This is a genomic window from Micromonospora marincola, assembly GCF_056150385.1.
In genome coordinates this window covers 186,576-211,084 of record NZ_JAXCFT010000003.1, presented here as the reverse complement: position 1 = coordinate 211,084, position 24,509 = coordinate 186,576, and the positions used below count along the sequence as shown (strand labels likewise).

Annotated in this window: 27 protein-coding genes and 2 riboswitches; of the genes, 17 read left to right on the top strand and 10 right to left on the bottom strand. The window is 72.2% G+C overall.

Annotated features, from left to right (window positions below; genetic code table 11):
* Positions 1–71 precede the first annotated feature (71 nt).
* The 14 genes from clsA to gcvP all read left to right on the top strand — a co-directional run bounded on the left by clsA (position 72) and on the right by gcvP (position 12,932).
* On the top strand, positions 72–707 hold the full coding sequence (gene clsA, locus SM450_RS09130) for a cardiolipin synthase ClsA (RefSeq protein WP_474619252.1): 636 nt from the start codon (positions 72–74) through the stop codon (positions 705–707).
* Complete coding sequence (locus SM450_RS09125; protein ID WP_474619251.1) at positions 704–1,648, top strand: DUF881 domain-containing protein; 945 nt, start codon at positions 704–706, stop codon at positions 1,646–1,648. Before clsA ends, SM450_RS09125 begins: the two co-directional genes overlap by 4 nt.
* A complete protein-coding gene (locus tag SM450_RS09120; protein WP_007071104.1) occupies positions 1,645–1,977 on the top strand; it encodes a small basic family protein in 333 nt (110 codons plus the stop codon). Before SM450_RS09125 ends, SM450_RS09120 begins: the two co-directional genes overlap by 4 nt.
* A gap of 10 nt (positions 1,978–1,987) precedes the next feature.
* On the top strand, positions 1,988–2,929 hold the full coding sequence (locus SM450_RS09115; protein ID WP_474619250.1) for a DUF881 domain-containing protein: 942 nt from the start codon (positions 1,988–1,990) through the stop codon (positions 2,927–2,929).
* A 55-nt stretch (positions 2,930–2,984) separates the two neighbouring features.
* Positions 2,985–3,365, top strand: a complete 381-nt coding sequence (gene gcvH / locus SM450_RS09110) for a glycine cleavage system protein GcvH (RefSeq protein WP_107157839.1) — start codon at positions 2,985–2,987, stop codon at positions 3,363–3,365.
* A gap of 217 nt (positions 3,366–3,582) precedes the next feature.
* The gene (odhI, locus tag SM450_RS09105) at positions 3,583–4,035 is read left to right on the top strand and encodes an oxoglutarate dehydrogenase inhibitor Odhl (RefSeq protein ID WP_007071101.1); all 453 of its coding nucleotides are present in this window, start codon (positions 3,583–3,585) and stop codon (positions 4,033–4,035) included.
* 50 nt (positions 4,036–4,085) lie between these two features.
* The gene (ftsR, locus tag SM450_RS09100; RefSeq protein ID WP_474619249.1) at positions 4,086–4,787 is read left to right on the top strand and encodes a transcriptional regulator FtsR; all 702 of its coding nucleotides are present in this window, start codon (positions 4,086–4,088) and stop codon (positions 4,785–4,787) included.
* Between the two features lie 214 nt (positions 4,788–5,001).
* A complete protein-coding gene (locus tag SM450_RS09095; RefSeq protein ID WP_091577612.1) occupies positions 5,002–5,466 on the top strand; it encodes a bifunctional nuclease family protein in 465 nt (154 codons plus the stop codon).
* A gap of 205 nt (positions 5,467–5,671) precedes the next feature.
* Positions 5,672–6,259, top strand: coding sequence for a MerR family transcriptional regulator (locus SM450_RS09090; protein WP_474619248.1), 588 nt, complete (start codon positions 5,672–5,674; stop codon positions 6,257–6,259).
* A gap of 446 nt (positions 6,260–6,705) precedes the next feature.
* A complete protein-coding gene (locus SM450_RS09085; protein WP_474619247.1) occupies positions 6,706–7,095 on the top strand; it encodes a group I truncated hemoglobin in 390 nt (129 codons plus the stop codon).
* Positions 7,096–7,097: 2 nt separating this feature from the next.
* Positions 7,098–8,258, top strand: coding sequence for a globin domain-containing protein (locus SM450_RS09080; RefSeq protein WP_474619246.1), 1,161 nt, complete (start codon positions 7,098–7,100; stop codon positions 8,256–8,258).
* On the top strand, positions 8,255–8,935 hold the full coding sequence (locus SM450_RS09075) for a DivIVA domain-containing protein (protein WP_474619245.1): 681 nt from the start codon (positions 8,255–8,257) through the stop codon (positions 8,933–8,935). The genes SM450_RS09080 and SM450_RS09075 overlap by 4 nt, the downstream gene beginning before the upstream one ends.
* A 107-nt stretch (positions 8,936–9,042) precedes the next feature.
* The gene (locus tag SM450_RS09070; RefSeq protein ID WP_474619244.1) at positions 9,043–9,888 is read left to right on the top strand and encodes an NAD-dependent protein deacetylase; all 846 of its coding nucleotides are present in this window, start codon (positions 9,043–9,045) and stop codon (positions 9,886–9,888) included.
* 57 nt (positions 9,889–9,945) lie between these two features.
* Positions 9,946–10,036: riboswitch (glycine riboswitch) on the top strand.
* A 73-nt stretch (positions 10,037–10,109) separates the two neighbouring features.
* The gene (gene gcvP / locus SM450_RS09065) at positions 10,110–12,932 is read left to right on the top strand and encodes an aminomethyl-transferring glycine dehydrogenase (protein WP_474619243.1); all 2,823 of its coding nucleotides are present in this window, start codon (positions 10,110–10,112) and stop codon (positions 12,930–12,932) included.
* Between the two features lie 95 nt (positions 12,933–13,027).
* Here gcvP and SM450_RS09060 read toward each other — a convergent pair whose 3' ends face one another.
* Positions 13,028–13,228: a DUF5999 family protein gene (locus SM450_RS09060; protein ID WP_013286363.1), complete on the bottom strand. Its 201-nt coding sequence runs from the start codon at positions 13,226–13,228 to the stop codon at positions 13,028–13,030.
* Positions 13,229–13,351: 123 nt separating this feature from the next.
* Between SM450_RS09060 and SM450_RS09055 the strand changes: the two genes are divergently transcribed.
* Positions 13,352–14,539, top strand: a complete 1,188-nt coding sequence (locus tag SM450_RS09055) for a chorismate-binding protein (protein WP_474619242.1) — start codon at positions 13,352–13,354, stop codon at positions 14,537–14,539.
* Between the two features lie 34 nt (positions 14,540–14,573).
* On the opposite strand, the gene pip is transcribed toward SM450_RS09055, so the two are convergent.
* Entirely contained in the window at positions 14,574–15,518 is a 945-nt protein-coding gene (pip, locus tag SM450_RS09050; RefSeq protein ID WP_474619241.1) for a prolyl aminopeptidase, read from the bottom strand.
* A gap of 97 nt (positions 15,519–15,615) precedes the next feature.
* On the opposite strand from pip, the gene SM450_RS09045 reads away from it, so the two are divergent.
* Positions 15,616–16,125, top strand: coding sequence for a peptide deformylase (locus SM450_RS09045; RefSeq protein WP_474619240.1), 510 nt, complete (start codon positions 15,616–15,618; stop codon positions 16,123–16,125).
* Here SM450_RS09045 and SM450_RS09040 read toward each other — a convergent pair.
* Both SM450_RS09040 and SM450_RS09035 read right to left on the bottom strand, forming a co-directional pair.
* A complete protein-coding gene (locus SM450_RS09040; protein WP_474619239.1) occupies positions 16,105–16,893 on the bottom strand; it encodes a GNAT family N-acetyltransferase in 789 nt (262 codons plus the stop codon). The genes SM450_RS09045 and SM450_RS09040 overlap by 21 nt on opposite strands.
* 7 nt (positions 16,894–16,900) lie before the next feature.
* Positions 16,901–17,674, bottom strand: coding sequence for a sulfite exporter TauE/SafE family protein (locus SM450_RS09035; protein WP_474619238.1), 774 nt, complete (start codon positions 17,672–17,674; stop codon positions 16,901–16,903).
* 175 nt (positions 17,675–17,849) lie between these two features.
* Between SM450_RS09035 and SM450_RS09030 the strand changes: the two genes are divergently transcribed.
* On the top strand, positions 17,850–18,629 hold the full coding sequence (locus SM450_RS09030) for an endonuclease/exonuclease/phosphatase family protein (protein WP_474619237.1): 780 nt from the start codon (positions 17,850–17,852) through the stop codon (positions 18,627–18,629).
* Positions 18,630–18,635: 6 nt separating this feature from the next.
* On the opposite strand, the gene SM450_RS09025 is transcribed toward SM450_RS09030, so the two are convergent.
* From SM450_RS09025 to SM450_RS09000, 6 genes are all read right to left on the bottom strand, one after another.
* Positions 18,636–19,511 (bottom strand): bifunctional 5,10-methylenetetrahydrofolate dehydrogenase/5,10-methenyltetrahydrofolate cyclohydrolase, encoded by an 876-nt coding sequence (locus SM450_RS09025; protein WP_474619236.1) that lies wholly within the window; start codon positions 19,509–19,511, stop codon positions 18,636–18,638.
* Positions 19,512–19,524: 13 nt separating this feature from the next.
* Positions 19,525–19,608, bottom strand: a riboswitch (ZMP/ZTP riboswitch).
* A gap of 495 nt (positions 19,609–20,103) precedes the next feature.
* Positions 20,104–20,745 (bottom strand): HAD family hydrolase, encoded by a 642-nt coding sequence (locus SM450_RS09020; protein ID WP_474619235.1) that lies wholly within the window; start codon positions 20,743–20,745, stop codon positions 20,104–20,106.
* Between the two features lie 23 nt (positions 20,746–20,768).
* Entirely contained in the window at positions 20,769–21,764 is a 996-nt protein-coding gene (locus tag SM450_RS09015; RefSeq protein ID WP_474619234.1) for a tyrosine-type recombinase/integrase, read from the bottom strand.
* Between the two features lie 108 nt (positions 21,765–21,872).
* Positions 21,873–22,577: a deoxyribose-phosphate aldolase gene (gene deoC, locus SM450_RS09010; RefSeq protein WP_474619233.1), complete on the bottom strand. Its 705-nt coding sequence runs from the start codon at positions 22,575–22,577 to the stop codon at positions 21,873–21,875.
* On the bottom strand, positions 22,574–23,302 hold the full coding sequence (locus SM450_RS09005) for a GntR family transcriptional regulator (protein WP_474619232.1): 729 nt from the start codon (positions 23,300–23,302) through the stop codon (positions 22,574–22,576). Before SM450_RS09005 ends, deoC begins: the two co-directional genes overlap by 4 nt.
* 312 nt (positions 23,303–23,614) lie before the next feature.
* Positions 23,615–24,478, bottom strand: a complete 864-nt coding sequence (locus SM450_RS09000) for a hypothetical protein (RefSeq protein WP_474619231.1) — start codon at positions 24,476–24,478, stop codon at positions 23,615–23,617.
* Positions 24,479–24,509: the final 31 nt, after the last annotated feature.

Sequence of the window (24,509 nt, the reverse complement as noted above, 5' to 3'; positions counted from 1 at the left end):
GCCGACAACGCGCACGTTCCTCCGGCGGCCGCTCGTTCGGCTGCCGAACCGTGCTGCGGAGGGGGGTTGGGGTGTCGCGTCGGCCGGCTCCGGCGGAGCAACCGGAGGATGCGGCGACCGTCTCGGCGGACCGCGTCCTCACCCTGCCCAACCTGATCAGCTTCGTCCGGCTCCTGGGCGTGCCGCTGTTCCTCTATCTCTTCCTCGTCGCCCGGGCCGACGTGGTCGCCGTCGTGGTGCTGGCCCTGGGCGGCACCAGCGACTGGGTCGACGGCTGGATCGCGCGGCGCCTGCGGCAGGTGAGCCGGCTGGGCGAGCTGCTCGACCCGCTTGCCGACCGGCTCTACATCCTGGCCACGTTGCTGGCGTTCACCGCCCGCGAGGTGGTGCCCTGGCAGTTCACCGCGGCGCTGCTGGCCCGTGAGTTGCTGCTGCTCGGCTCGCTCGGGGTGCTGCGCCGCTACGGCTACGGCCCGCCCCCGGTGCACTACATGGGCAAGACCGCGACGTTCCTGCTGCTGGCGGCGTTCCCGATCCTGCTGTTGGCCGACGCCGCGCCGGGCACGGCCACCGTCGCGGGCGCGATCGGCTGGGGTCTGGGCTGGTGGGGCCTCGTCCTCTACTGGGTGGCCGGCGCGATGTACGTGGTGCAGGCGCGTCGCCTGGTCCTGGCGATGCGGGCCCGACGCGCGGGAGCCACGGCATGACGGCGGCGCCGCCCCGCGACGGGGAACGGGACCCGTCGGCGCGGGTGTACGCGCCGGACTTCCTGACCGAGCTGTTCCGCAACCCGCTGGATCCGGGTTACGCCGACGCGGCGGCGCGGCGGGCGGCGGGTCCGGTGTCCCGGTTGCGGGAGGTGCTGGGCCGACCGGTGAGTCTGGTGGTGCTGGCGGTGATCGGGTTCCTGTTCGCGGTGGCGTACCGGGAGACGGTGGCCGAGGAGCCGAGTCGGGCGACGGCGCGGGCCGGGCTGATCGCCGCGATCAAGCAGCGGGAGACGGAGACCGACCGGTTGACCACGCGGGCGGAGCAGTTGCGCGAGGAGGTCGGCCGGCAGCGGGACGCGGCGTTGAGCGGTTCCCAGGCGTCCCGGCTGCGCACGCTTGAGGCGGGCACCGGCCTGGGGCGGGTGCGGGGGGACGGTGTGGTGGTGCGGTTGGCCGACGCGCCGCGGGACACGGACGCGGTGACGGGGGCGGAGGCCGGTCCGTCGCACGTGTTGTACTCCGACCTGCAGAAGGTGGCGAACGGCCTGTGGGCGGCGGGCGCGGAGGCGGTGTCGATCAACGGGCAGCGGCTGACCGCGACGTCGACGATCCGTCAGGCCGGTGAGGCGATCCTGGTGGACTACCGGCCGGTGACGAGTCCGTACGAGGTGCAGGCGATCGGGCCGGGGTCGATGCGGGGCAAGTTCGACGACGGCCGGGCCGCGGGGTTGATGCGGGAGGTGGCGCGGACGACGGGGTTGTCGTTCGGGGTGAAGGATGCCGACGACCTCACGCTCCCGGCGGCTCCGGAGCCACAGCTACGCTACGCCGAGCCTTCGGTGAGTCCGAGTCCGTCGGGTTCGGGTGCCGCGGGTTCGTCAAGTCCTGGGCCGTCCGGCTCGGGTGTTTCTCCCAGCCCTTCCGGAGGTGGCCGATGATCGCGGTGCTGGCGTTGCTCGCCGGTGTGGTGCTGGGGGTGTATCTGGATCCCACGGTGCCGGCGGCGTTGCAGCCGTATCTGCCGATCGCGGTGGTGGCCGCGTTGGACGCGGTGTTCGGCGGGGTGCGGGCGAAGCTGGACCGGATCTTCGACGACAAGCAGTTCGTGGTGTCGTTCATCTCGAATGTGCTGGTGGCGGGCTTGATCGTGTATCTGGGTGACCAGTTGGGCGTGGGTGGTCAGTTGTCCACCGGTGTGGTGGTCGTGCTCGGGGTGCGCATCTTCGGAAACGTGGCGGCGATTCGTCGGCACCTGTTCCGGGCGTAGGTTGGTGGCGATGAGCGAGGAGCACAGGGAGACGGGCACGGGGTGGCCGAAGCCGGCGGGGCCGGGGCGGCCGTCGGGTCCGGACGGTGAGCCGGATCCTCGTCCGGACGCGCCGGATCCGGACGAGTTGAGCCCGTTGGCGCCCGCCGAGCCGGTGGAACCCGTCGAGCCCGTCGAGCCGGTGGAGCGGGAGGATGTGCCGGCCCCGGCGGAGGAGCCGGGGGCGCAGGCGCGGCCGGGGCGGATGTCCGGGGCGCGGCGGCTGACGTCGGCCGGCGCGATGATCGGGGTGCTGCTGGCGTTGCTGGGGTTCACCCTGGTGGTCCAGTTGAAGACGACGTCGACGGATCCGACGCTCGCGGCGACGCGGGAGGAGGATCTGGTCCGGATCTCGTCGGACCTGGATGCGCGGGAGCGGCGGCTGCGGCAGGACATCGAGGCGTTGGAGGAGAGCCAGCGGCAGCTGCGTTCGGGTGAGCAGGGTCGGCAGGCGGCGCTGGAGGAGGCGACGCGGCGGGCCGACGAGCTGGGCATTCTGGCCGGGACCCTGCCGGCGGTGGGGCCGGGTCTGGAGGTGCGGTTCTCGGGGCCGGACAAGGCGATGTCGCCGACGCGGATCCTGGACGCGGTGCAGGAGTTGCGGGGCGCGGGCGCGGAGGCGATGCAGATCCAGGGCGCGGACGGCACCGCGGTGCGGGTCATCGCGTCGACGTATTTCGTGGACGGGTCCGGTGGTGGCCTGCTGGTGGACGGGCGGCGGTTGGGTGGCCCGTACTCGATCCTGGTGATCGGTGATCCGGCGACGATGCGTACGGCCTTGAACATTCCGGGCGGGGTGGTCTCCGCGGTGCGGGAGGCCGGCGGTAACGTGACGTCCGAGGATCGTGAGGTTGTGGAGGTTTCGCAGCTGCACGCGCCGATCAAGCTGGACCACGCCCGGCCGGTTTCCTGACCGGTCGCGGCCGCGCCGGTTTCTCCCGGTGCGCCGATGACGAAGGACGCAGTTGGTGATTCCTGAGGATCTGCGGTACACCGCCGAGCACGAGTGGGTCGTCGGTGGTGACGGTGGTGTCGTCCGCGTCGGTATCACGCACTTCGCGCAGGACGCCCTGGGTGACATCGTGTTCGTGCAGCTGCCGGACTCCGGTGCGGTGGTGGCGGCGGGTGAGTCGCTGGGGGAGATCGAGTCGACGAAGAGTGTGTCGGAGATCTACGCGCCGTTGAGTGGCACGGTGTCGGCGCGCAATGAGGCGTTGACCGACACCCCGGAGGTGATCAACACGGATCCGTATGGTGCGGGTTGGTTGGTGGAGATCACTCCGGATGATCCGGCGGCGGTCGAGGGTCTGTTGACCGCTGATGCGTACCGCGAGCTCACCGAGAGCTGAGGTCGTGTCGTGCCGGGCGGCGGGGTTGGTTCCGCGCGTCCGGTTGCCCTGCATTTCGGCGCTGGCTAGGCTCGCCCAGTCGACCGAGAACCAATAGTTTGAGCGTTGCGGAATGCGCCTTCCCGGGCACGGGGAGCCAGCCGCCGGGTGTGGGTTTGCCCGGCGGCCAGACCCGCCATTCCCTGACGCCGACCGAACAGATCCGTGAGGTGGTCCCATGACGCGCCCAGACGACGAGTTCCCCCCGCTCGACGTCACTTCGACGCTCAATCTCGGTTCGCTCGACGAAGTGCTGGAGGGGCCGGACACCGATGTGGTGCCGAGCCGTATGTCCGGTTCGTTGCCGCCGGGAATGGCGTTGCTCGTGGTTCGCCGGGGCCCGAATGCGGGTGCCCGGTTCCTGTTGGACCACGATGTGACGACGAGTGGGCGGCACCCGGACAGTGACATCTTCCTCGACGACGTGACGGTGTCGCGGCGGCACGCGGAGTTCCACCGGGACGGTGGCACGTTCACGGTGCGGGACGTGGGCAGCCTGAACGGCACGTACGTGAACCGGGAGCGGGTCGAGGCGGCCACGTTGAGCAATGGTGACGAGGTGCAGATCGGCAAGTTCCGGGTGGTGTTCATCGCCGGTCCGCGCCCGGAGGAGGAGGCCGGCCGGGGGTGAACGAGCCTGCGGCTTCGACGCCGTCCGGGGCGGGGCGGGCGCCTGCGCTGATGAGTATCGGCGAGGTGTTGGCGCGGTTGCGGGCGGAGTTTCCGGACGTGACGATCTCGAAGTTGCGGTTCCTGGAGGCCGAGGGCCTGGTGGAGCCGCAGCGGACGCCGTCGGGTTACCGGAAGTACGGCTGGGACGACGTGGCGCGGTTGCGGTTCGTGTTGACCGCGCAGCGGGATCAGTATCTGCCGTTGCGGGTGATCCGGGAGCAGTTGGCGCAGTGGGACGACGCCGAGGCGCCGTCGGGTCGGTCGCGGCCGAATCTGGTGGCGGTCGGTCCGGGTGGTGAGGTGCCAGGCCGGGAGCCGGTGGAGCCGGTCGAGTCGGCTGAGGTGCGGCTGGGCCGGTCGGAGTTGGTGTCGCGCAGCGGGGTCGACGAGTCGACGTTGGTCGAGTTGGAGCGGCTCGGTGTGGTGGTGTCGGATCCGCCGGGGTGGTATGACGCGGATGCGTTGATCATCGCGAGTGCGGTGGCGGGGTTGGCGTCGTACGGGTTCCAGCCGCGGCATCTGCGGGCGTACCGGTCGGCGGCGGATCGTGAGGTGGGTTTGTTCGCGCAGTTGGTGGCGCCGTTGGTGCGGCAGAGTGATCCGGCGGCGCGGGCGCGGGCGGCGGAGACGGCGCGGGAGTTGATGGCGTTGTCGCAGCAGCTGCATGCGGCGTTGGTGCGGGTGGGGTTGCGGTCGACGTTGGGTCGGTGAGGTGTGTCGGTGGGGGTCGGGTGCCGTGGGGCGCCCGGCCCTTCGTCGTGGGTGGGCGCGCGACGTTCGGGTGGGTTGGGCGTGTCGTAGGCTTGCCGGGGTAAGCCCGTCCGTCGAGGCGTGGTGCACGTAGCGCGTGGGACTTGCGTGTCCTGGTCCGTGTACCGTGCAGGGAAGGGCGCGGTGCGATGGTGACGACGACACGGAGGCGGCGGTGCGCGAGCTGAGCGTGGTCGGAGTTCGGGTGGAGTTGCCCAGCAACCAGCCGATCGTCCTGCTGCGGGAGGTCGAGGGGGACCGCTATCTGCCGATCTGGATCGGCGCGGTCGAGGCGACGGCCATCGCTTATGAGCAGCAGGGCGTCAAGCCGGCGCGGCCGTTGACGCATGATCTTCTGCGGGATGTGTTGGCGGCGTTGCAGGCGCCGTTGCGGGCGGTGGAGATCACCGAGTTGAAGGAGAACGTCTTCTACGCGGATCTGTTGCTCGGTGACGGGGTGCGGGTGTCGGCGCGGCCGAGTGATTCGATCGCGTTGGCGTTGCGGGTGGGTGCTCCGATTCGTTGTGCGGAGCAGGTCCTCAGCGAGGCGGGGATCGTGATCCCGGACGAGCAGGAGGACGAGGTGGAGAAGTTCCGGGAGTTCCTGGACCAGGTGCGTCCGGAGGATTTCGCGGGTTGAGTGGGGTCCGGCCGGGTGGCCGGGGTGGCGCGGCGGTGGTTGTCACGGTGGTGGCGGCTGGCCGCCGTGTGTGCTGTCGCGGGTTGGTGGCGCGGCGTGTCGGGTGTCTCCTGCCGGTGCTGTCCGCTCGTCGGCGTTAGGGTTGCCGTGTCGAGGGGTGCCCGCACGGGGGCGTGGCGCCGCACGGGCGGGGAGGTTGGTCCGGATGCGCGAGCCGCAAGATCCTGGTCCGAGTTCGGGACAGCAGGCGGGTGTGGGGCCTGGGTCGTTCGCCGACGGTGAGGTGGGCTACCGGGGTGTGACCGCGTGTTCGGCGGTGGGCATCAGTTACCGGCAGTTGGACTACTGGGCGCGGACGTCGCTTGTGGTGCCGAGTGTGCGGGATGCGTCGGGGTCGGGGACGTCCCGGTTGTATTCGTTCCGCGACCTGGTGGTGTTGAAGGTCGTGAAGCGGTTGTTGGATGCCGGGGTGTCGTTGCAGAACATCCGTAAGGCGATCGAGGCGTTGCGGTCGCGTGGGGTGGATGATCTGGCGGGCATCACGTTGATCTCCGATGGGACGACGGTGTACGAGTGCCGGTCGCCGGAGGAGGTGGTCGACCTGTTGCAGGGCGGCCAGGGGGTGTTCGGCATCGCGATCGGTGGGGCGTTCAAGGAGATTCAGGGTTCGTTGTCGCATCTGCCGGCGGAGCCGGCGGGTGGTCCGGAGCGGGATGCCGTGGTCGCGGAGCCTGAGGTGGATTCGGTGGGGGACGAGTTGGCGGCGCGTCGGGCGCGGCGCCGGGCCGGGTGATCGTCCGCCGTCTCGTGTACGGGATCGCGTCGTGGCCTTTTCGGCCCGACGCGATTCGTCGTTTGGTGACGGTGTGTGCAGGGCTGGGGCGTCGGGTGCGGGTTGCGGGAGTTTGGGCGGTCCGGTGTGGGCTGGCCGGCGGTGTGCGCAGGTCGTGGTGGGTGCCCGCGTGGTGTCCGAAAGAGAGGGTCGGTGGCCGGTGGTGACCGGGATGGGGTTACAGGTGTGCGTCGCGTTCGTCGAATCGGGTGACAGCACTGACTGTCCGTAGTTGACGGTTGTCGGGAACCTGATCGGGTGGGCGTGAAGTGTCGGGGCGGGCGCGCTATGGTCCCTGACGGTCGCCGGCATGCCGACGTCACGGTGCGTACGGCGCGTGATGTCCTGTCGCTGGCGACGTCCCCTGCCGCGGCGCTGCCGCGGGCCCCTTCGCGGAAGGACCGAGCATGACGGTGACGAACGAGACGACCCCGATCTCCCATTACGAGCGCATCGGTGGCGCGGCGGCCGTGAAGGCCGCGGTGGAGGTGTTCTACGAACGGGTGTTGGCGGATCCGGACCTGGCCGGCTACTTCACCGGTGTGGACATGACCGAGCAGCGGCGGCATCTGGCGTTGATGCTGGCGGTGGTGCTGGGCGGCCCGAACGAGTACGCGGGTCGGGGGTTGGCCGAGGCACACCAGCCGTTGCACATCCCGGGGGCCCACTACGCGATGGTCGGTGAGCACCTGATGGCGACGTTGACGCAGTTGGGTGTGCCGGGTGACGTGATCGACGACGTGCGGGCCGTGCTCGGTCAGGTGCGGGATCAGGTCGTGTCGGCGGGGAACGCCTGAGCGTGGACGCGGCGCGACTCAAGCAGAGTTGGTCGCTGGTGGCCGGGCACGGCGACCAGGTGCCGCTCTACTTCTATTCGACGCTGTTCCTGGCGCATCCGGAGCTCCGGCAGATGTTCCCGACCAACATGGCCGGGCAGCGGGATCGTCTGGTGTCGGCGTTGGGGCACATCGTGTCGCACGTGGACCAGGTGGATCGGCTGGTTGGGTTCCTGCGGCAGCTCGGCGCGGACCATCGCAAGTTCGCGGTTCGGGCGGAGCATTACCCGGCGGTGGGTGAGGCGCTGGTGGCGACGTTGCGGCATTTCAGCGGCGCGGCGTGGACCGACGAGCTGGCCGCGGACTGGGTGGCCGCGTACGGGCTGGTCGCGCGGGTGATGACGGAGGCGGCGCAGGCGGCGGAGGCGCATTCCCCGCCGTGGTGGGTGGCGGAGGTGCTGGTCCACGAGCGGCGCACGTTCGATGTGGCGGTGTTGACGGTGCGGCCGCAGTATCTGCTGCCGTTCACCGCGGGCCAGTCGATCGGGGTGTCGCATCCGGCGGTGCGGTCGTGGCGGTACTACTCGCCGGCGAACGCGCCGCGCGCGGACGGCACGGTGGAGTTGCATGTGCGGGCGGCGCCGGGTGGGGCGGTGTCGTCGCGGCTGGTGTACGGGTGCGCGGCGGGGGATCAGATCCACCTGGCGGCGCCGGTGGGGGACGGGTTGACGTTGTGGTCGGCGGGGTCGTCGGATCTGCTGCTGCTGGCCGGTGGGACCGGTTGGGCGCCGGTGAAGGCGTTGGTGGAGCAGGTCGCGGCGGAGGGTTCGGGGCGGCGGGTGGACCTGTATGTGGGGGCCCGGTCGCGGACGGAGTTCTACGACAGCGAGGCGATCGACAAGCTGGCGGCGCAGCATCCGTGGTTGCGGGTGTCGTTCGTGTCGGGGTCGGATCCGCGGCGGCCGGGGGAGGCGACGCCGATCGTCGACCGGGTGTTGGCCGAGGGGGACTGGCGGTCGCGGCACGTGTTCGTGTGCGGGTCCGACGAGATGGTGAGCCAGTCGGTGGCGGCGTTGGCCGGGGCGGGTCACGACCCGGGTCGGCTGCATCACGAGGGTTACGGCAAGCATTGGTACGGGCCGTCCTGGCGTACGGTGACCACCTCTGACGGAGGTATCGAATGAGTGCGACTCCGATCAGCAGCTATGACGACGCGCAGCACGTGTCGGGGCCGGTGCAGGTGCGGCTGACGTCGGACCGGGTGCGGCGGTGGGAGTTCGGGGCGGCGGCGTTCACCCGCCGCGGTTACGAGCATGCCGACGTGGACCGGTTCCGGATGCAGGTGGCCGACGAGTTGGATCTGTTGGCGGCGCAGGTGGCGAATCTGCGGGCGGAGAACGAGCGGCTCAACGACCATCTGGAGTTGCACCGGCACGGGGTGATCCCGAGCGCCGACAAGCCGATGATGCCGGCGGCGAAGGAGGTCAACCTGTTGTCGGCGGCGCAGCGGGAGGCGGAGCAGATCATCGCGCAGGCGCACGACTACGCCCGCCGGGTCGCCGAGTACGCCCGGGCGCAGTACGAGAGTTACATGCGGGCGGCGGCTGAGGAGGCGAAGCGGGAGGCCGAGCGGGCGGTGGTGGAGTACCGCAGCAACGCCGGGGGGAACGTCGACGACGCGGTCGCCACGCGGGAGGCGTTGCGGATCTTCGGGGAGATGATGATGTCGCACATGCGGGCGGCGGCCCGGCACCTCGACGACGGCAGTGAGCAGTTGGCCCGGACGATGGAACGCCTCGCCCGGGAGGCGCCGCCGGTCGGCGCCGAGCCGCAGCCGGCGTTGCCGCGTCACCAGCGCTGAGGTCGATCATGAGGTTGGCGGCGGTCCGCCTCGGCGTGTCGCACCGCCAACCTCATGATCATCGGGGGGTGCGGCGGGAGCGGGGCGGGGCGAGGGACCATGGAGGGGTGAGTGAAGCGATCGAGGCGTTGACGTCGCTTGTGGCGGCGGGCGGTGTGGTGGTGCTCAGCGGCGCCGGCCTGTCCACCGAGTCGGGCATCCCGGACTATCGGGGGCCCAGCGGCGCGTCCCGCCGGCACACCCCGATGACCTATCAGGCGTTCACCCGGGACCCGGATGCCCGGCGGCGTTACTGGGCGCGTAGCCACCTGGGGTGGCGCACCATCGCCCGCGCCGCGCCGAACGACGGGCACCGGGCGGTGGCCGGGCTGCAGCGCGCCGGGCTGCTCGGCGGGATCATCACCCAGAACGTCGACGGCCTGCACGCCGCCGCCGGCGCCACCGGTGTGATCGAGTTGCACGGCCGCCTCGACGAGGTGACGTGCCTGGACTGCGGCAACGCGACCGGCCGCGACGAGCTGCACCGGCGCCTGACCGAGGCGAATCCGGGGTTCGACGCGCAGGTGGCGCGCGTCAACCCCGACGGTGACGTGGACCTGCCCGACGAGGCGGTGACCGGGTTCCGCACGGTCGACTGCGGGGTGTGCGGGGCAGGGATGCTGAAACCGGACGTGGTGTTCTTCGGCGAGACGGTGCCGGCGCCGCGGGTGGCGGACTGTTTCGCGCTTGTCGAGGGCGCCCGGTCGCTGCTGGTGCTCGGGTCGTCGTTGACGGTCATGTCGGGGCGGCGGTTCGTGTTGCGGGCGGCGAAGCACGGCATCCCGGTGGCGATCGTCAACCAGGGCGTCACCCGCGGCGACGGGTACGCCACGCTGCGGCTGGACGCCCCGTTGGGCGCCACTCTGACCGCGCTCGCGGCCGGCCTCGCCGAGCCGGCGGGCGCCGCGGTGTGATCAACCCCCGGGACATGAGCGGGAAACACGGCCGCTGGTAGCGTGGGAGACGCCGGTACCACCCACGTGGGAGAGACCGTCGAGAAGACGGCGCCGAAGGGGCAGATTCTCCCCGGAACCTCTCAGGCAAAAGGACCACGTGGGCAGGCGCTGTGGAGCGCGTCAGCGCGACTCAGGGGGAGGCCGACCCGTCGACCTCGCCCCCGCAAGGAGCGCCGCGCATGACCGCAGAGCAGTTCGCCGACCGGCACATCGGCCCCGGCCCGGACGCCGAGCGCCGGATGTTGGAGGCCGTCGGCTACAGCTCCGTCGACGAGCTGATGGACGCCGCGATTCCCGAGGTGATCCGCTGGCACGGCACCCTGGACCTGCCGGAACCGGCGAGTGAGCGGGAGGCGGTCGCGGAGCTGCGCGCCCTGGCCGCGCGCAACACCGTCGCCGTGTCCATGATCGGTCTGGGGTACCACGGCACGCACACGCCGGCGGTGATCCGCCGCAACGTGCTGGAGAACCCGGCCTGGTACACCGCGTACACGCCGTACCAGCCGGAGATCAGCCAGGGCCGGCTGGAGGCGCTGCTGAACTTCCAGACCATGGTCACCGACCTGACCGGGTTGGCCACCGCGAACGCGTCGATGCTCGACGAGGGCACCGCCGCGGCCGAGGCGATGACCCTCGCCCGGCGGGCGTCGAAGAGCACAAGCCCGGTGTACGTGGTGGACGCCGACGCGTTGCCGCAGACCATCGCCGTGCTCGCCGGCCGCGCCGAGCCGCTCGGCATCGAGGTGCGGGTGGTCGACGTGGACGTCGAGGAGTTGCCGGCGGAGTTCTTCGGCCTGCACCTGCAGTACCCGGGGGCGTCCGGGGCGGTGCGGGACCACGCGCCGCTTGTCGCCGCCGCGCACACCGCCGGGGCGCTTGTCACCGTCGCGGCGGACCTGCTGGCGTTGACGCTGCTGCGTCCGCCCGGCGAGATCGGCGTCGACATCGCCGCCGGCACCACCCAGCGTTTCGGCGTGCCGATGGGCTTCGGTGGGCCGCACGCCGGCTACCTGGCGGTGCGCGCCGGCCTGGAGCGGATGCTGCCCGGCCGCCTGGTCGGGGTGTCCCGCGACGCCGACGGCAACCCCGCCTACCGGCTGGCGTTGCAGACCCGGGAGCAGCACATCCGGCGGGAGAAGGCGACGAGCAACATCTGCACCGCGCAGGTGCTGCTGGCCGTGATGGCCGGCATGTACGCGGTCTACCACGGCCCGGACGGGCTGCGCGCCATCGCCCGGCGTACCCACGCGGCGGCGGCGCGGCTCGCGGCCGGGTTGCGCGCCGGCGGCGTCGACGTCGCGGACGTGGCGTTCTTCGACACCGTCACCGCGACCGTGCCCGGCCGGGCCGCGCAGGTGGTGGCCGCGGCGGCGGCCCGCAACGTGAACCTGCGGCTGGTCGACGCCGACCGGGTCGGGGTGTCCTGCGACGAGACGACCACCGGCGCGCACCTGGCGGCGGTGTGGGCGGCGTTCGGCGTCGACGGCGTCGACGCCGTCGAGGCGGCGTTGCCGGCCGGGTTGGCGCGCACGTCGGGTTTCCTCACCCACCCGGTGTTCGGCGCCCACCACTCGGAGACGGCGATGCTGCGTTACCTGCGCCGGCTTGCCGACTTCGACTACGCGCTGGACCGCGGCATGATCCCGTTGGGGTCGTGCACGATGAAACTGAACGCCACCACCGAGATGGAACCGATCACCTGGCCGGAGTTCGCGCACCTGCACCCGTTCGCGCCTGATGCCCAGACCGCCGGCTACCGGCAGTTGATCGCCCAGTTGGAGGGTTGGCTGGCGGAGGTGACCGGCTACGACGCGGTGAGCGTGCAACCCAACGCCGGGTCGCAGGGTGAGCTGGCCGGGCTGCTGGCGATCCGCGCCTACCACCGGGACCGCGGCGACGGGCACCGCGACGTGTGCCTGATCCCGTCGTCGGCGCACGGCACCAACGCCGCGTCGGCGGTGATGGCCGGGATGCGGGTGGTCGTGGTGGGCTGCGACGCCGACGGCAACGTCGACCTGGTCGACCTCGACGCGAAGATCGACAAGCATCGGGACGCCCTCGCGGCGATCATGGTGACGTACCCGTCGACGCACGGGGTGTACGAGACGGGCATCGCGCAGTTGTGCGCGAAGGTCCACGACGCCGGCGGTCAGGTGTACGTCGACGGGGCGAACCTCAACGCCCTGGTCGGGTTCGCCAAGCCGGGGAGGTTCGGGGCGGACGTGTCGCACCTGAACCTGCACAAGACGTTCTGCATTCCGCACGGCGGCGGCGGCCCGGGTGTGGGTCCGGTGGCGGTACGCGCGCACCTGGCGCCGTTCCTGCCCGGCGACCCGCTCGGCGCGCACACCGACGGGCGGCCGGCGATCTCCGCGTCGCGGTACGGGTCGGCGGGGATCCTGCCGATCCCGTGGGCGTACCTGCGGATGATGGGCGCGCCGGGGCTGGTCCGGGCCACCGGGGTGGCGGTGCTGGCCGCGAACTACGTGGCGGCGCGGCTGCGGCCCCACTTCCCGGTGCTGTACGCCGGCAACAAGGGCCTGGTGGCGCACGAGTGCATCCTGGACCTGCGTCCGTTGACCCGGGCGACCGGGGTGAGCGTCGACGACGTGGCGAAGCGGCTGATCGACTACGGTTTCCACGCCCCGACGATGTCGTTCCCGGTGGCGGGGACGCTGATGGTGGAGCCCACCGAGAGTGAGGACCTGGCCGAGCTGGACCGGTTCTGCGCCGCGATGATCGCCATCCGCGGTGAGATCGACGAGGTGGCCTCGGGGCGGTGGCCGGCGGGCGACAACCCGCTCGCGAACGCGCCGCACACCGCGGCGATGGTGGCGGGCGACGAGTGGCCGCACCCGTATCCGCGGTCGGTGGGCGCCTACCCGGGCGGGGTGGACCGGGCGGGGAAGTACTGGCCGCCGGTGCGGCGTGTCGACGGCGCGTACGGCGACCGGAACCTGGTCTGTTCGTGCCCGGCGCCGGAGGCGTTCGAGGAGGGCTGAGCGGACACGCGCCGGGGCGGTGGGGAATCGCCGCCCCGGCCGGCGCGCCGACGGTCACCGCCGGCGCGTACGCTCATGCGACGCTGCGTGATCGCTCAGGCGACGAGGGCGTGGCGGGCCGGTCCCCGGTGCGGGGCGATGGTCCGCCCGTCGGGGAGCAGCTCACCGGTGTCCTCGAAGACGATGACGCCGTTGCAGAGCAGGCTCCAGCCCTGCTCAGGGAAGCAGGCGAGGACGCGGGCGGCTTCGCGGTCGGTCGCGTCGGCGGAGGGGCAGGTGGGCTGGTGCTGACACATCGGGTTCTCCGGACTGTGGGGGCACTGTGTCATGGTTCACATGACCAGTGACGCACAGTACCAAGCAAATCCGCGCGGCATCGAGCAGGGATGCGGCTTGTTCACCCAGAATCGGCTGAACGGATGAGCCGGAACCGACCAGACGTTGTGGAAGCGCTCCCACAGGTACCGGTCGATGTGCCGGGCGCGCCGCCGCGCTGCCGACCCCACCTGGTCGAGACCGCCCGGCTGCAGTGGCGCGTCGGAGACGGCGGCGACCCCACCGACCTGGCGCAACGCTTCCTCACCACGCACGGCGTACCGGTCGACGACCTGACCCGCCCCGCCCCGCACACCCCGAACGGGGTGTGCGGGGCGGCGCTGTTCCTGTCCGCCGCCGCGGGAGCGTCCGCCATCGGCGCGCCGGGCGGCGCGCCGACCCCCGCGCCGGCCCTGCCCGACCTGGTCGTGGTCGTCTACCGCCACGGCACCCCCACGCCCCCACACCCGGCGCCGCGCCGCTGGTGGCTGGGGGACTGGCGGGACAGCTGGACGCCGGCCGCGCACGCCGCCGCCGTCGACACGGTCCGCGCCGCCATCGCCCGCGGCGACGTCTACCAGGTCAACCTCGTCGGACACGCCGCCGCCGACTACACCGGCGACCCGCGGCCGGCGCTGGCCCGCCTCGCCGCGCTGCCCGGCGCCCGCTACGGCGGCACCCTCGCCGGCCCCGGCTGGACGCTCGGCTGCGCCTCCCCGGAAACCCTCGTCGCGATCGAACACGGCCGGCTGGTCACCCGGCCGATCAAGGGCACCCGCCCGGCCACCGCCGCCGGCCGCCGGGACCTGCTCGCCTCCGCCAAGGAACGCGCCGAACACGTGATGATCGTCGACCTGGAACGCAACGACCTGGCCCGGGTCGCCACCACCGGCTCGGTGCGCGTCGACGAGCTGTTCGCCGTACGCCGCTGGTGCGACCTGTGGCAGGCCGAGTCGACGGTGTCCGCGGCGCCCGCCGACGGCCTGGGCCTGGCCGACCTGCTGCGCGCGGTGTGCCCCGGCGGGTCGGTCACCGGCGCCCCCAAACGCGCCGCCCTGACGTCCGTGGCCGCGCTGGAGCCCGTCGGGCGGGGGGCCGGCATGGGCGCGCTGGGCTGGGTCGGACCGGACCGGCTCGACCTGGGGTTGACCATCCGCACCGCCGTGGCCGACGCCCACCTGCTGCACCTGTGGGCCGGCGGCGGCATCACCTGGGGCAGCGACCCGGCCGCCGAGGTCGCCGAGGCCGCCGCGAAGGCCGCCCCGCTGCGCGCGCTGCTCGCCGCCGGCTGACCCACCCGCGCCCCGCCGCCGCGCTCAGGCGCGCTCAGGCGGCGAACGCGTCCAGGGTGGCGACCACCCGCTCGCCGATACCGTGGCCGCTGCCGTGGCCGCCCGCCTCGACGATCTCCAGCCGGGCCTCAGGCCACCGCCGGGTCAACTCCCAGGCGATGTCGGGCGGGCCGCTGACGTCCAGCCGACCCTGCACCAGGACCCCGGGGATCCCGGCGAGGCGACCGGCGTCACGCAACAACTGCCCGTCGGGCAGGACACCGGCGTGGGCGAAGTAGTGGGTGACCAGCCGGGTGAACCCGAACCGGAACACCGGGTCGGCGTAGCGGGGGCTGGGCCCGTCCCCACCGGCGAGCGAGACGTGCACGTCCTCCCACGCGCACCAGTCCCGCGCCGCCCGGTCCCGCACCGCCGGGTCCGCGTCGTTGACCAGCCGGGCGTACGCGGCGGCCAGGTCACCGTCACGGTCGGCCTCCGGCACCCCGTCGCGGAACCGCGCCCACTGCTCCGGGAACACCCGCCCCATGTCCCGGGTCACCCACTCGACCTCCCGGGCGGTGGAGGTGACCACGCTGAACAGCACCAGCGCGGTCACCCGCTGCGGGTGGGCCTGGGCGTACGCCAACGACAACGTCGACCCCCACGACGCGCCGCACAACAACCACCGGTCCACACCCAGGTGCGCGCGCAGCACCTCCATGTCGGCCAGCAGGTGCGCGGTGGTGTTCACCGACAGGTCGGTGGCCGGATCCGCGACCGGCGGGGTGCTGCCGCCGCACCCGCGCTGGTCGAACAGCACGATCCGGTAGGCCGCCGGGTCGAACAACCGCCGCCACGACGCCCCCGCCCCGGAACCCGGGCCGCCGTGCACCACCAGCGCCGGACGGCCGTCCGGGTTGCCGCAGGTCTCCCAGCGCACCCGCTGACCGTCCCCGACGTCCAGCAGACCCCGCGCGTACGGCTCGATCGGTGGATACATCGGCAGGCCCTCCCACGACAACCGGACACCACAGCGCCACCCGCACCACCGGCGGGTGGGCACCACCGATCGGTAAGCAACGACTAGCCTTCCGGGCATGACTATGCGCCCGATCCGGATCATCGGCGACCCCGTCCTGCGCACCCCCAGCGAACCGGTCACCACCTTCGACGCCGAACTGCGCGCCCTCGTACGCGACCTGACCGACACCATGCTCGGCGCGCCCGGACGCGCCGCCGTCGCCGCACCCCAGATCGGCGTCAACATGCAGGTGTTCGCCTACCACACCGACGGCCACCACGGCCACCTGGTCAACCCCACCCTGGAACTGTCCGACGAGCTCCAGGACGACGACGAAGGCTGCCTGTCCATCCCCGGGCTCTACTTCCCGACCCCCCGCGCGATGCACGCCACCGCCCACGGCTACGACCAGCACGGCGAACCGCTCACCATCACCGGCAGCGGCTTCCTCGCCCGCGCCCTGCAACACGAGACCGACCACCTGCACGGCCGCCTCTACGTCGACACCCTGCGCGGCGACACCCGCCGCCGGGCCCTGCGGGACATCCGCGCCGGCCGGTTCGACTCACCCAGCCGCAGCCGTTGACCCCGACCGGGCCGTCAGCGTGAACTCCTCGTAGTCGGCGACCCGGGTGAACCCCACCCGCTCGTACAACCGCACCGCCGCCGCGTTGCCCGCCCGCACGTTCAACGCGACATGCGCGACGCTCTCCCGCAGCCGCACACACAGCGCCGCCACCACCGCCGCGCCCAACCCCCGACCCCGCCACCGCGGATCCGTCGCCACGTTGCCCACCGCCGCCACCCGGTACGCCGGCGACCACACGTGCACCCCCGCCACCGCGACCAGCTCACCGCCGTCGCGCACCCCCACGTACTGGCCGGTCTCCACCATCCGCGCGTCGAACCAGTTGTCCGGATACGCCCGCCCGTACAACCGGCGCAACGCCGGCAGGTCCGCCGCGCCCAACACCTCACCCGCCGGCGTCACCCCCACCAACCGGCCCGGATCCGTCAACGCCATCCGACGATGCCGCCCACCCGGATCACACCGGAACGACCCGGCCAACGCCCCCACCAGACCGGGGGACAGGTGCGCGTACAACCGGGCCGGCAACACCGGCGCCACCTCCGCCAACAACGCCGCCATCCCCGCGCGCCCCGCCGGCGCCGCGAACGCCAACACCGTCGGCGGCGTCACCCCGTGATACAGCAGCACCACCTGATCGTCGCGGCGGAACCACGACGTGTACGGCCAGAAGAAGTCGTCCAGATCGCCCAACTGGTAGGCGTGCAACACCGGATCCCGACCCAACAGACCCGCCAGCACCGCCCGGTCGTGCTCCGCGCGCACCGCCACCTCAGCCCGCCACCCACTGGTCGTGACCCACCTTCGCGACCAACGCCACGACCACCACCAGCAGCACCACCCGCACGAACCCCGACCCGCGGCGCAACGCCATCCGCGCCCCCAGCACCGCCCCGGCGATGTTGCACACCGCCATCGCCGCCCCGAGCAGCCACCACACGTGCCCGGTCACCCCGAACACCACCAACGCACCCAGGTTCGTCCCCGCGTTGACCACCTTCGCCATCGCCGAACCATGCAGGAAATCCGCGCCCACCACCGCCGTGAACGCCACCACCAGGAACGTCCCCGTACCCGGACCGATCAACCCGTCGTACAACGCGACCGCCACCCCGGCCACCCCGACCGCCACCGCCACCCGCGCCGGCGTCCGCCGCGCCGGCTGCGCCACCACCCCCAGACGCGGTCGCAGCACCACGAACAACGCCACCGACACCAACACCACCAACACCACCGGCCGGTACGCCCCCGCCGGCACCACCCCCGCCAACGCCGCGCCCAACCCCGCCGACAGCACCGCCAACCCCGCCGCCGGACCCGCCACCGCCCAGTCCACAGTCGTCCGCCGGGCATACGTCACCGCCGCCGTCGACGTCCCGAAGATCGCCGCCAGCTTGTTCGTCCCCAACGCCGTCGCCACCGGCACCCCCGGCGCCGCCACCAACAACGCCGGCAACAACAACAGCCCGCCGCCGCCCACCACCGCGTCCACCCACCCCGCCACGGCGGCCACAGCCAGCAACGTCGTCAACGCCCACGGATCCACGCCGCGATTCTGCCCACCCCGCCACCAGCGGCGGGAACACCTGTGGCCAGCCTCACCGGCCCCGACGCCGCCGCAACCACACCCCCGCCGACGCCACCGCCACGAACACCACCATCGAACAGCACAACAGCTTCAGCACCCGGCCAGCCTGCCACCCCCGACGTAGGGTGTGCGAGTGCGCCTGGCCACCTTCAACCTGCTGCACGGCCGCTCCCTCACCGACGGGCTCGTCGACCCCGACCGGCTCACCGCCGCCGTCACCGCCCTCGACGCCGACATCCTCGCCCTCCAGGAAGTCGACCGCGACCAGACCCGCAGCGGCAACCTCGACCTCACCGCCCTCGCCGCCCGCGCCCTGCACGCCGACCACCACCGCTTCGCCGCCGCCGTCGTCGGCACCCCCGGCGAACAGTTCCGCCCCCTCACCCACGACGACGACGGACACGGCGAACCCCTCTACGGCGTCGGCCTCATCAGCCGCCACCCCGTCCGCACCTGGCACGTCACCCGCCTCCGACCGGCGCCCGTGCGCTCACCCATCTACGTACCCGGCCCCGGCGGCGGGCTCCTCCTGCTCCGCGACGAACCCCGCGTCGTGCTCGCCGCCGTCCTCGACACCCCCCACGGCCCCCTCACCGTCGCCGCCACCCACCTGTCCTTCGTCCCCGGCTGGAACCTCTGGCAACTACGCCGCGTCGTACGCGCCCTGCGCACCCTGCCCGCCCCCCGGATCCTGCTCGGCGACCTCAACCTCCCCGCCGGCCCCGCCGCCGCCCTCACCCGCTGGCGACCCCTCGCCCGACGCCCCACCTACCCGGCCGGGCAACCCCGCGTCCAACTCGACCACGCCCTCGCCGACCCGCACCACCTCGACCGGCTCCCACCCGTCACCGCCGTCGGCACCCCGCTGTCCACCATCTCCGACCACCGACCCCTCGTGGTCGACCTCGGCTGACACCACTCAACCCACCCCGGACTGCCGCCGCGCCGCCTCCACCGCATTACGGAACAACATCGCCACCGTCGTCGGACCCACCCCACCGACCCGCGGCGTGATCGCCCCCGCCACCCGCGCGCACGACTCGTCCACATCCGGCAGCAACCGCCGCCCCTCATACCGCACCCCACCACCGACCACCACCGCACCCGGACGCACATGCTCCGGCCGCACGATCCCCGGCACCCCCGCCGCCGCCACCAGAATCTCCGCCCGCCGCGTATACCGGGGCCAGTCCGCCACCCCCGTGTGCACCACCGTCACCGCCGCGTTCGCCGTCGGCCGCTTCTGCGCCAACAACAACGCCAACGGCCGACCCAACGTCGCACCCCGACCCAGGATCACCACCTCCCGACTCGCCACCGGCACCTGATGGAACGCCAACAACGCCTCGATGCCCGCCGGCGTACACGGCAACGGACCCGGCAACCCCAACGCCAACCGGCCCATGTTCACCGGATGCATCCCGTCCACGTCCTTGTCCGGATCCACCTCGGCCAGAGCCCGGTCGTAGTCCAGACCCACCGGAATCGGATGCTGCACCAACACCCCGTGCACATCCCGGTCGGCGTTGAAGTCCGCAAGCGCCGCGTGCACATCCGCCTGCGACGCCGACGCCGGCAGATGCACATGCGGCGACGCGAACCCCAACTCCGCCGCCTGACGCTGCTTGATACGGATATAACCCGCGCTCGCGTCGTCGTCACCCACCAACACCGTCGCCAACGCCGGCGTCACCCCCGCCGCGCGCAACCGCGCCACCGACGCGGCGACCTCGGCCAACACCCGCTCCGCCACCGGCCCACCCGGCAACAACCGCGCACCTGAAGAAGAAGACATGCGACACCCCGCCCGCGGAGGCCCAGGCGGTCGACCCCCACGACGAGCTCCCCGATGGTTTCCACCCATCCCCGTGCCGCCAGTCGCGTCGCCCTCAGCCTGCCACAGCCCGCCGCGCCACCGCATCCATCACCGGCTGCCACGCCGGCAACGACGCCAACACCGCATCCGCCCGCCGCCGCCGATCCGCCGCCAACCGCCCCGACGGATCCGCGATCACCCCATCGGTACGGAACATCGGCGCGAACACCCAGGACCCCAGCACACCCTCCGGGCCACCCAACTCCGCCCAGGTGACGCTGCTGACAACACCCCACGATGGACGAACTTGCCGACCTTCACCCCGGGCGACTCCCGCACCAGCAACACGTCCACGTCCGACCACACCGGCAGCACCGCGTCATCCGGCAACCCCACCGTCGACCCGCTGAACAACGCCCCCTCGATCGACGGATCGGACCGCATCCGCTCCCGCACCCAGTCGACCGCCACCGCCCGCGCCGCACCCACCCGCACCCGGCCGATCCTGCCAGCCCGCCCACCTCGGCCGAACCCGGCGAACCATCGGTGGCGCGCGAACGACGACCGGGTTTCACCGCACGAGCGCCACCAGGTCGCCGGGCCGGCCCGCGGTCACGTCGGCGGGAACATCCGGGTCGTACAGATGACCCCAGCCCGCCGCGACGGCCAACGCACCGGCGGCGCGAGCCGCCCCCAGGTCCAACGGCGAGTCGCCGACGTAGGCCACCCGCCCCGCCTCGACACCCAGACGTCGGCACGCCACCAGGACACCCTCCGGATCCGGCTTCGGCCGGGTCACCTCGTCACCGCCCACGATCACCCGCACGTGCCCGGCCAGCCCGGTCCGCTCGAGCAGGATCCGCGCGGCCCGCGCGCTCGCCCCGGTGAAGACACCGACCGGCATCCGCCGCGCCGCCTCCGCGAGCAGATCCGCCACCCCGTCGTACACGGTGACCCGGTCAGCCGTGCCCGCCAGCTCGTCGTGGTAACGGTCGAGATCCAGCCGGGTGGCAGGACGGCCGAGCAGCGCGGCGAGTAGGTTCGCCGGAGCACCCAGCGGATAACCGGCGATGATCTCCGCATCGCTGGGCGGGCGACCGCCGCCCGCGACGACCGCCGCCCGGTACGCCGCGGGCACCACCGCGTGCGACTCGATCAGAGTGCCGTCCATGTCGAAAACCAGCCCGGCCAGTGGGGCTCGCGAATCTGCCACGGTGTCGAGGCTAGGCGAGTGAACTACAAACCGGACAACCCCGACAGCGCCCGGTTCGTGCGGTTCGCCGCCACCGCCGCCCGCTGCTGACCGGCCGTCACCTCGATGTACGTCTGCGACGACGCCAACGACGCATGCCCCAGCAACCGCATGATCTCCGCCGCGCCCGCCCCGTCCTCCGCCAGGCGCGTCGCGAACGTGTGCCGCAACGCGTGCAGCCGCGCACCCCGCGGCACCCGGTCACCGATGCCCGCCCGCCGGTAACACGACTCGACCAGATACTGCAGGCCACCCCGACGCAACGGCTCACCCGCCCGGTCCACGAGCAACGGCCCGTCCGGCCGAACGCTGCGCCCCCCGAACCGCAGCCGCCGGCTCTCCAGATAGCCGGCCAGCACCCGGTCCACGCCCGCCTCGATCGGCACCGTACGCGGCCGACCGCCCTTGCCCGCCACGTCGACGCGCCGCTCACCGTCGCGCCCGACCACCGACGAGACCCGCAACGCCAGCAGCTCCGCCAGGCGCAACCCGGCGCACAGGGCCAGCACCAGGACCGCCAGGTCCCGCTCCGGCCACGGGTCACGCTGCCGGCCCTGCGCCCGCGCCACCGCCGCCAGCAACTCCTCCGGGGTGTCCTCGCCGCGCAGCGGCTTGGGCCGGGGGAGCGGCGCGCGGGGCCGCCCCACCGCCGGCATCGGATTCCCCGGCACCACGCCCTCGGCCACCAGGAACGTGAAGAAGCTGTTCCAGGTGGACCAGGCACGGTGGACCGAGGCGGCGGCGCGGGGAGCGGCGAAGCGGGCGAACGCCGCACGCATCACCCGGGGGGACAGGGCGGTGATCGGCAACCGGGCCGGGGGGAGGGGAGTGGCGTCACCGTCCAGCTCCACCAGCTTCGCCACCGTGGTCAGGTCCCGTCGGTAGGCGGCCAGAGTGTGGGGGGAGGGCTTGCGGGTGGCCTGGGCGGTCAGGAACTCCTCGACCAGCGCCCCAACCGTTTCGTCCGGTTTGTCATGCATAAGAGATATTATGCATGACTTTCGCGTTCCTGCCAGGCTCCAACCGGGGGAGCATGGCAGGAACGCGGTAGTCGCGCGTCAACGACGGTGGTGGGATGCTCGTGCCCGTCAGTAGCCGCCGTCAGTAGCCGGCGCGGCGGTGGTCGGCTGTTCGCCGCGTTCGCGCGCGGCATGGTCGTCGAGGATGGCCTCGGTGGCGGTGGCACCGAATCGGGTCGCGCCGGCGTGGTGCAGTTCGAGCAGGGTGTCGAGGGTGCGGACACCACCAGCCGCCTTGACGTCGACGCGCGGGGAAACGGTGGCGCGCATCAGCCGAATGTCGGCGAGGGTGGCGCCGCCCGGGGCGAACCCGGTGCTGGTCTTGACGAAATGCGCACCGGCCTGCTCGGTGAGGCGGCAGCCACGGATCTTCTGCTCGTCGGTGAGGTAGGCGTTCTCCAGGATGACCTTGACGACGCGACCCTGGGCGGCGGCGACGACGGCGGCGATGTCGTCATGGACGTAACCGGTGTCGCCGTCGCGTAGACGGCCGATGTGCAGCACCATATCGATCTCGTCAGCGCCGGCATCGACCAGCTTGCGGGTTTCGGCAACCTTGGTCGAGGTGCGGGTGTCGCCGTGCGGGAACCCGGCCACGGTGCCGACGAGCACGCCGGTGCCCGCGAGCGCGGCAACGGCGAGTTCGACGTCGGAGGGGCGCACGCACACCGACGCGACGGCGCGGCGGGCGGCGACGTCGCAGCCGCGGCGGACGTCGTCGGTGGTCAGTTCGGGGCGCAGCAGTGAGTGGTCGATCATCTTGGCGACGTTCATCGGGCAGCTCCTGTCTGAGGTGGTTGCACGTTGAAGGTGACGTGCAGGTCGTAGCGGTCGCCGACGTAGCGGCTGACCGTGTACTCCAGCGGTACCGAGTGCTGGTCGACGATCAGGCGGGTTTCGACGAGCAGCGGTTCGTCGACCGGGACGTGCAGGTGTTCGCCGTCGGCGCCGGCCCGCTGCGCGGTCAGCGTCGAGGAGCCGAGCGTGGGGCGCAGACCGCGGTCGTGCAGCGCGCGGTGCAGCGAGGCGGTCTCCAGGTCGACGTCGAGCAGCGTGTGCAGGTGCGGCGGGAAGCAGGCGTACTCGATGGCCACCGGGACGTCGTCGGCGAGCCGGACCCGCACGATGGAAACCGCCTGTGGTTCTGCGGCGGTCAACTGCAGCGCCGTCGCCTCGGCGGGAGACGCGGGCCGAATCTCGGCTTCGATCAGGCGTGACGTCGGGATGCGCCCCCACGCGCGGACCTGGTCCTGGAAGCTCATCAACGTCCCGGCCGGGCGCGGCTCCGGTCGCTGCCGCACGAACGTGCCGCGCCCCTGGATCCGTTCGATCAGCCCGTCCGTTTCCAGCGCGTTCAGCGCCGCACGCACGGTCATCCGCGCGACCCCGAAATCGGCGGCGAGCGTCGACTCGGCCGGCACCACGTCCCCAGGACGCGCCTGAGACAGGCGAGCGCGCAACTCCCGCTCGATCCGCACGTACAGCGGTGCCTTCGCCATTCTCGACACTCCTCTAGGTCGTCTAGACAACATCGAGATTGCCATGGTGCGTGGGTGCGGGTCAACGGCCTGTGAGCTACGGCATCATGCGCGGATGGCCGTGAAGCTGTGGGGGTTCCACCAGCGGTCGGCGTGACCGCCGGGCGCAGTGGCCGGCAGCCGTCAGCGTCGAGCTGGGGGCGTTCTGCTGCCGCCGGGAGGAGCGCAGCTTGCCGACCGCGAGCGCGTGGCGGTGGCGTTCGCCGGTCCGGTGGCCGCGCGTTTCGGGGGCCCGGCTCCGCCCAACTTGACATAATGTAGATTATCGAATCCCTATCGGGAGGCGTCGCTCTCGGCTGGATCGATGATGACGAGCTGCTTGCCGACCGGCGCCCCCATGAACTTCTGGTACTCCTCGACCCCGAGGACCGGGACGAGATCCTGCTGCAGGTGGTAGCCCAGTTCGTTGACCCGGGCGTCCCGCTGCGCGGTCGTGGCCCTGCCGGTCGCGGCGTCCCGGCCGATGGCGTCCATCTTGGCCAGGTATGTGGATTGGACGGGCCGTATGCTCTCCGGGTCCACCGCCGGCACGACGATCCGGGCGTACGCGGTGGTGGCCCGCATGATGATCTCGTTCGGCTCGGGTTCGGGCCCCTGGCGGGCCGCCGCGTAGATCTTCTGGAGACTGCGGAGGAGTTCCTCGGTGTCGTTCGTGGCGGCCTCCTCCCCTGGCTCGGTTTCGCGGGCATCGACGGCGGTCGGCACGACGAACCCGGCCTTGCGGGCGCACGGGTCGTAGATCCTGACCAGCCACTCCAAGGCGTCCCTGCCATGAAAGCCGTAGAGAAGGATGCTGAGCGCCATCGCCAGCACCTTCCTCGGGTCGAGCAACGTGTGACCGGCGTAGAGGAAGCGGTTGGCCGCCTGATGGCAGACGCCGGTATTCCCGTAGATGATGCCCGCGGTGTCCCGCCCGTTGAGGCCCACCGTGTCCGGCTGGCTGGACCGCGGCCGCCGGTAGCAGTCGGCGGTGGCGTAGGAGCCGGTGCCCACCGGCCCGGCCTGGTGATCGTTCGCGCCGCTGTGTTCGCCGAAACAGTCGAAGTACATGAAGTTGGTGCGGCAGTACACGTAGGTGTGGTCGGCGAGGCCGCCGCAGCAGGTGCAGGCGCGGCCCTCGAATTCCTCGTTCGCCATGGTGGCTCCCCCGACGATGTGCGGACGCCGG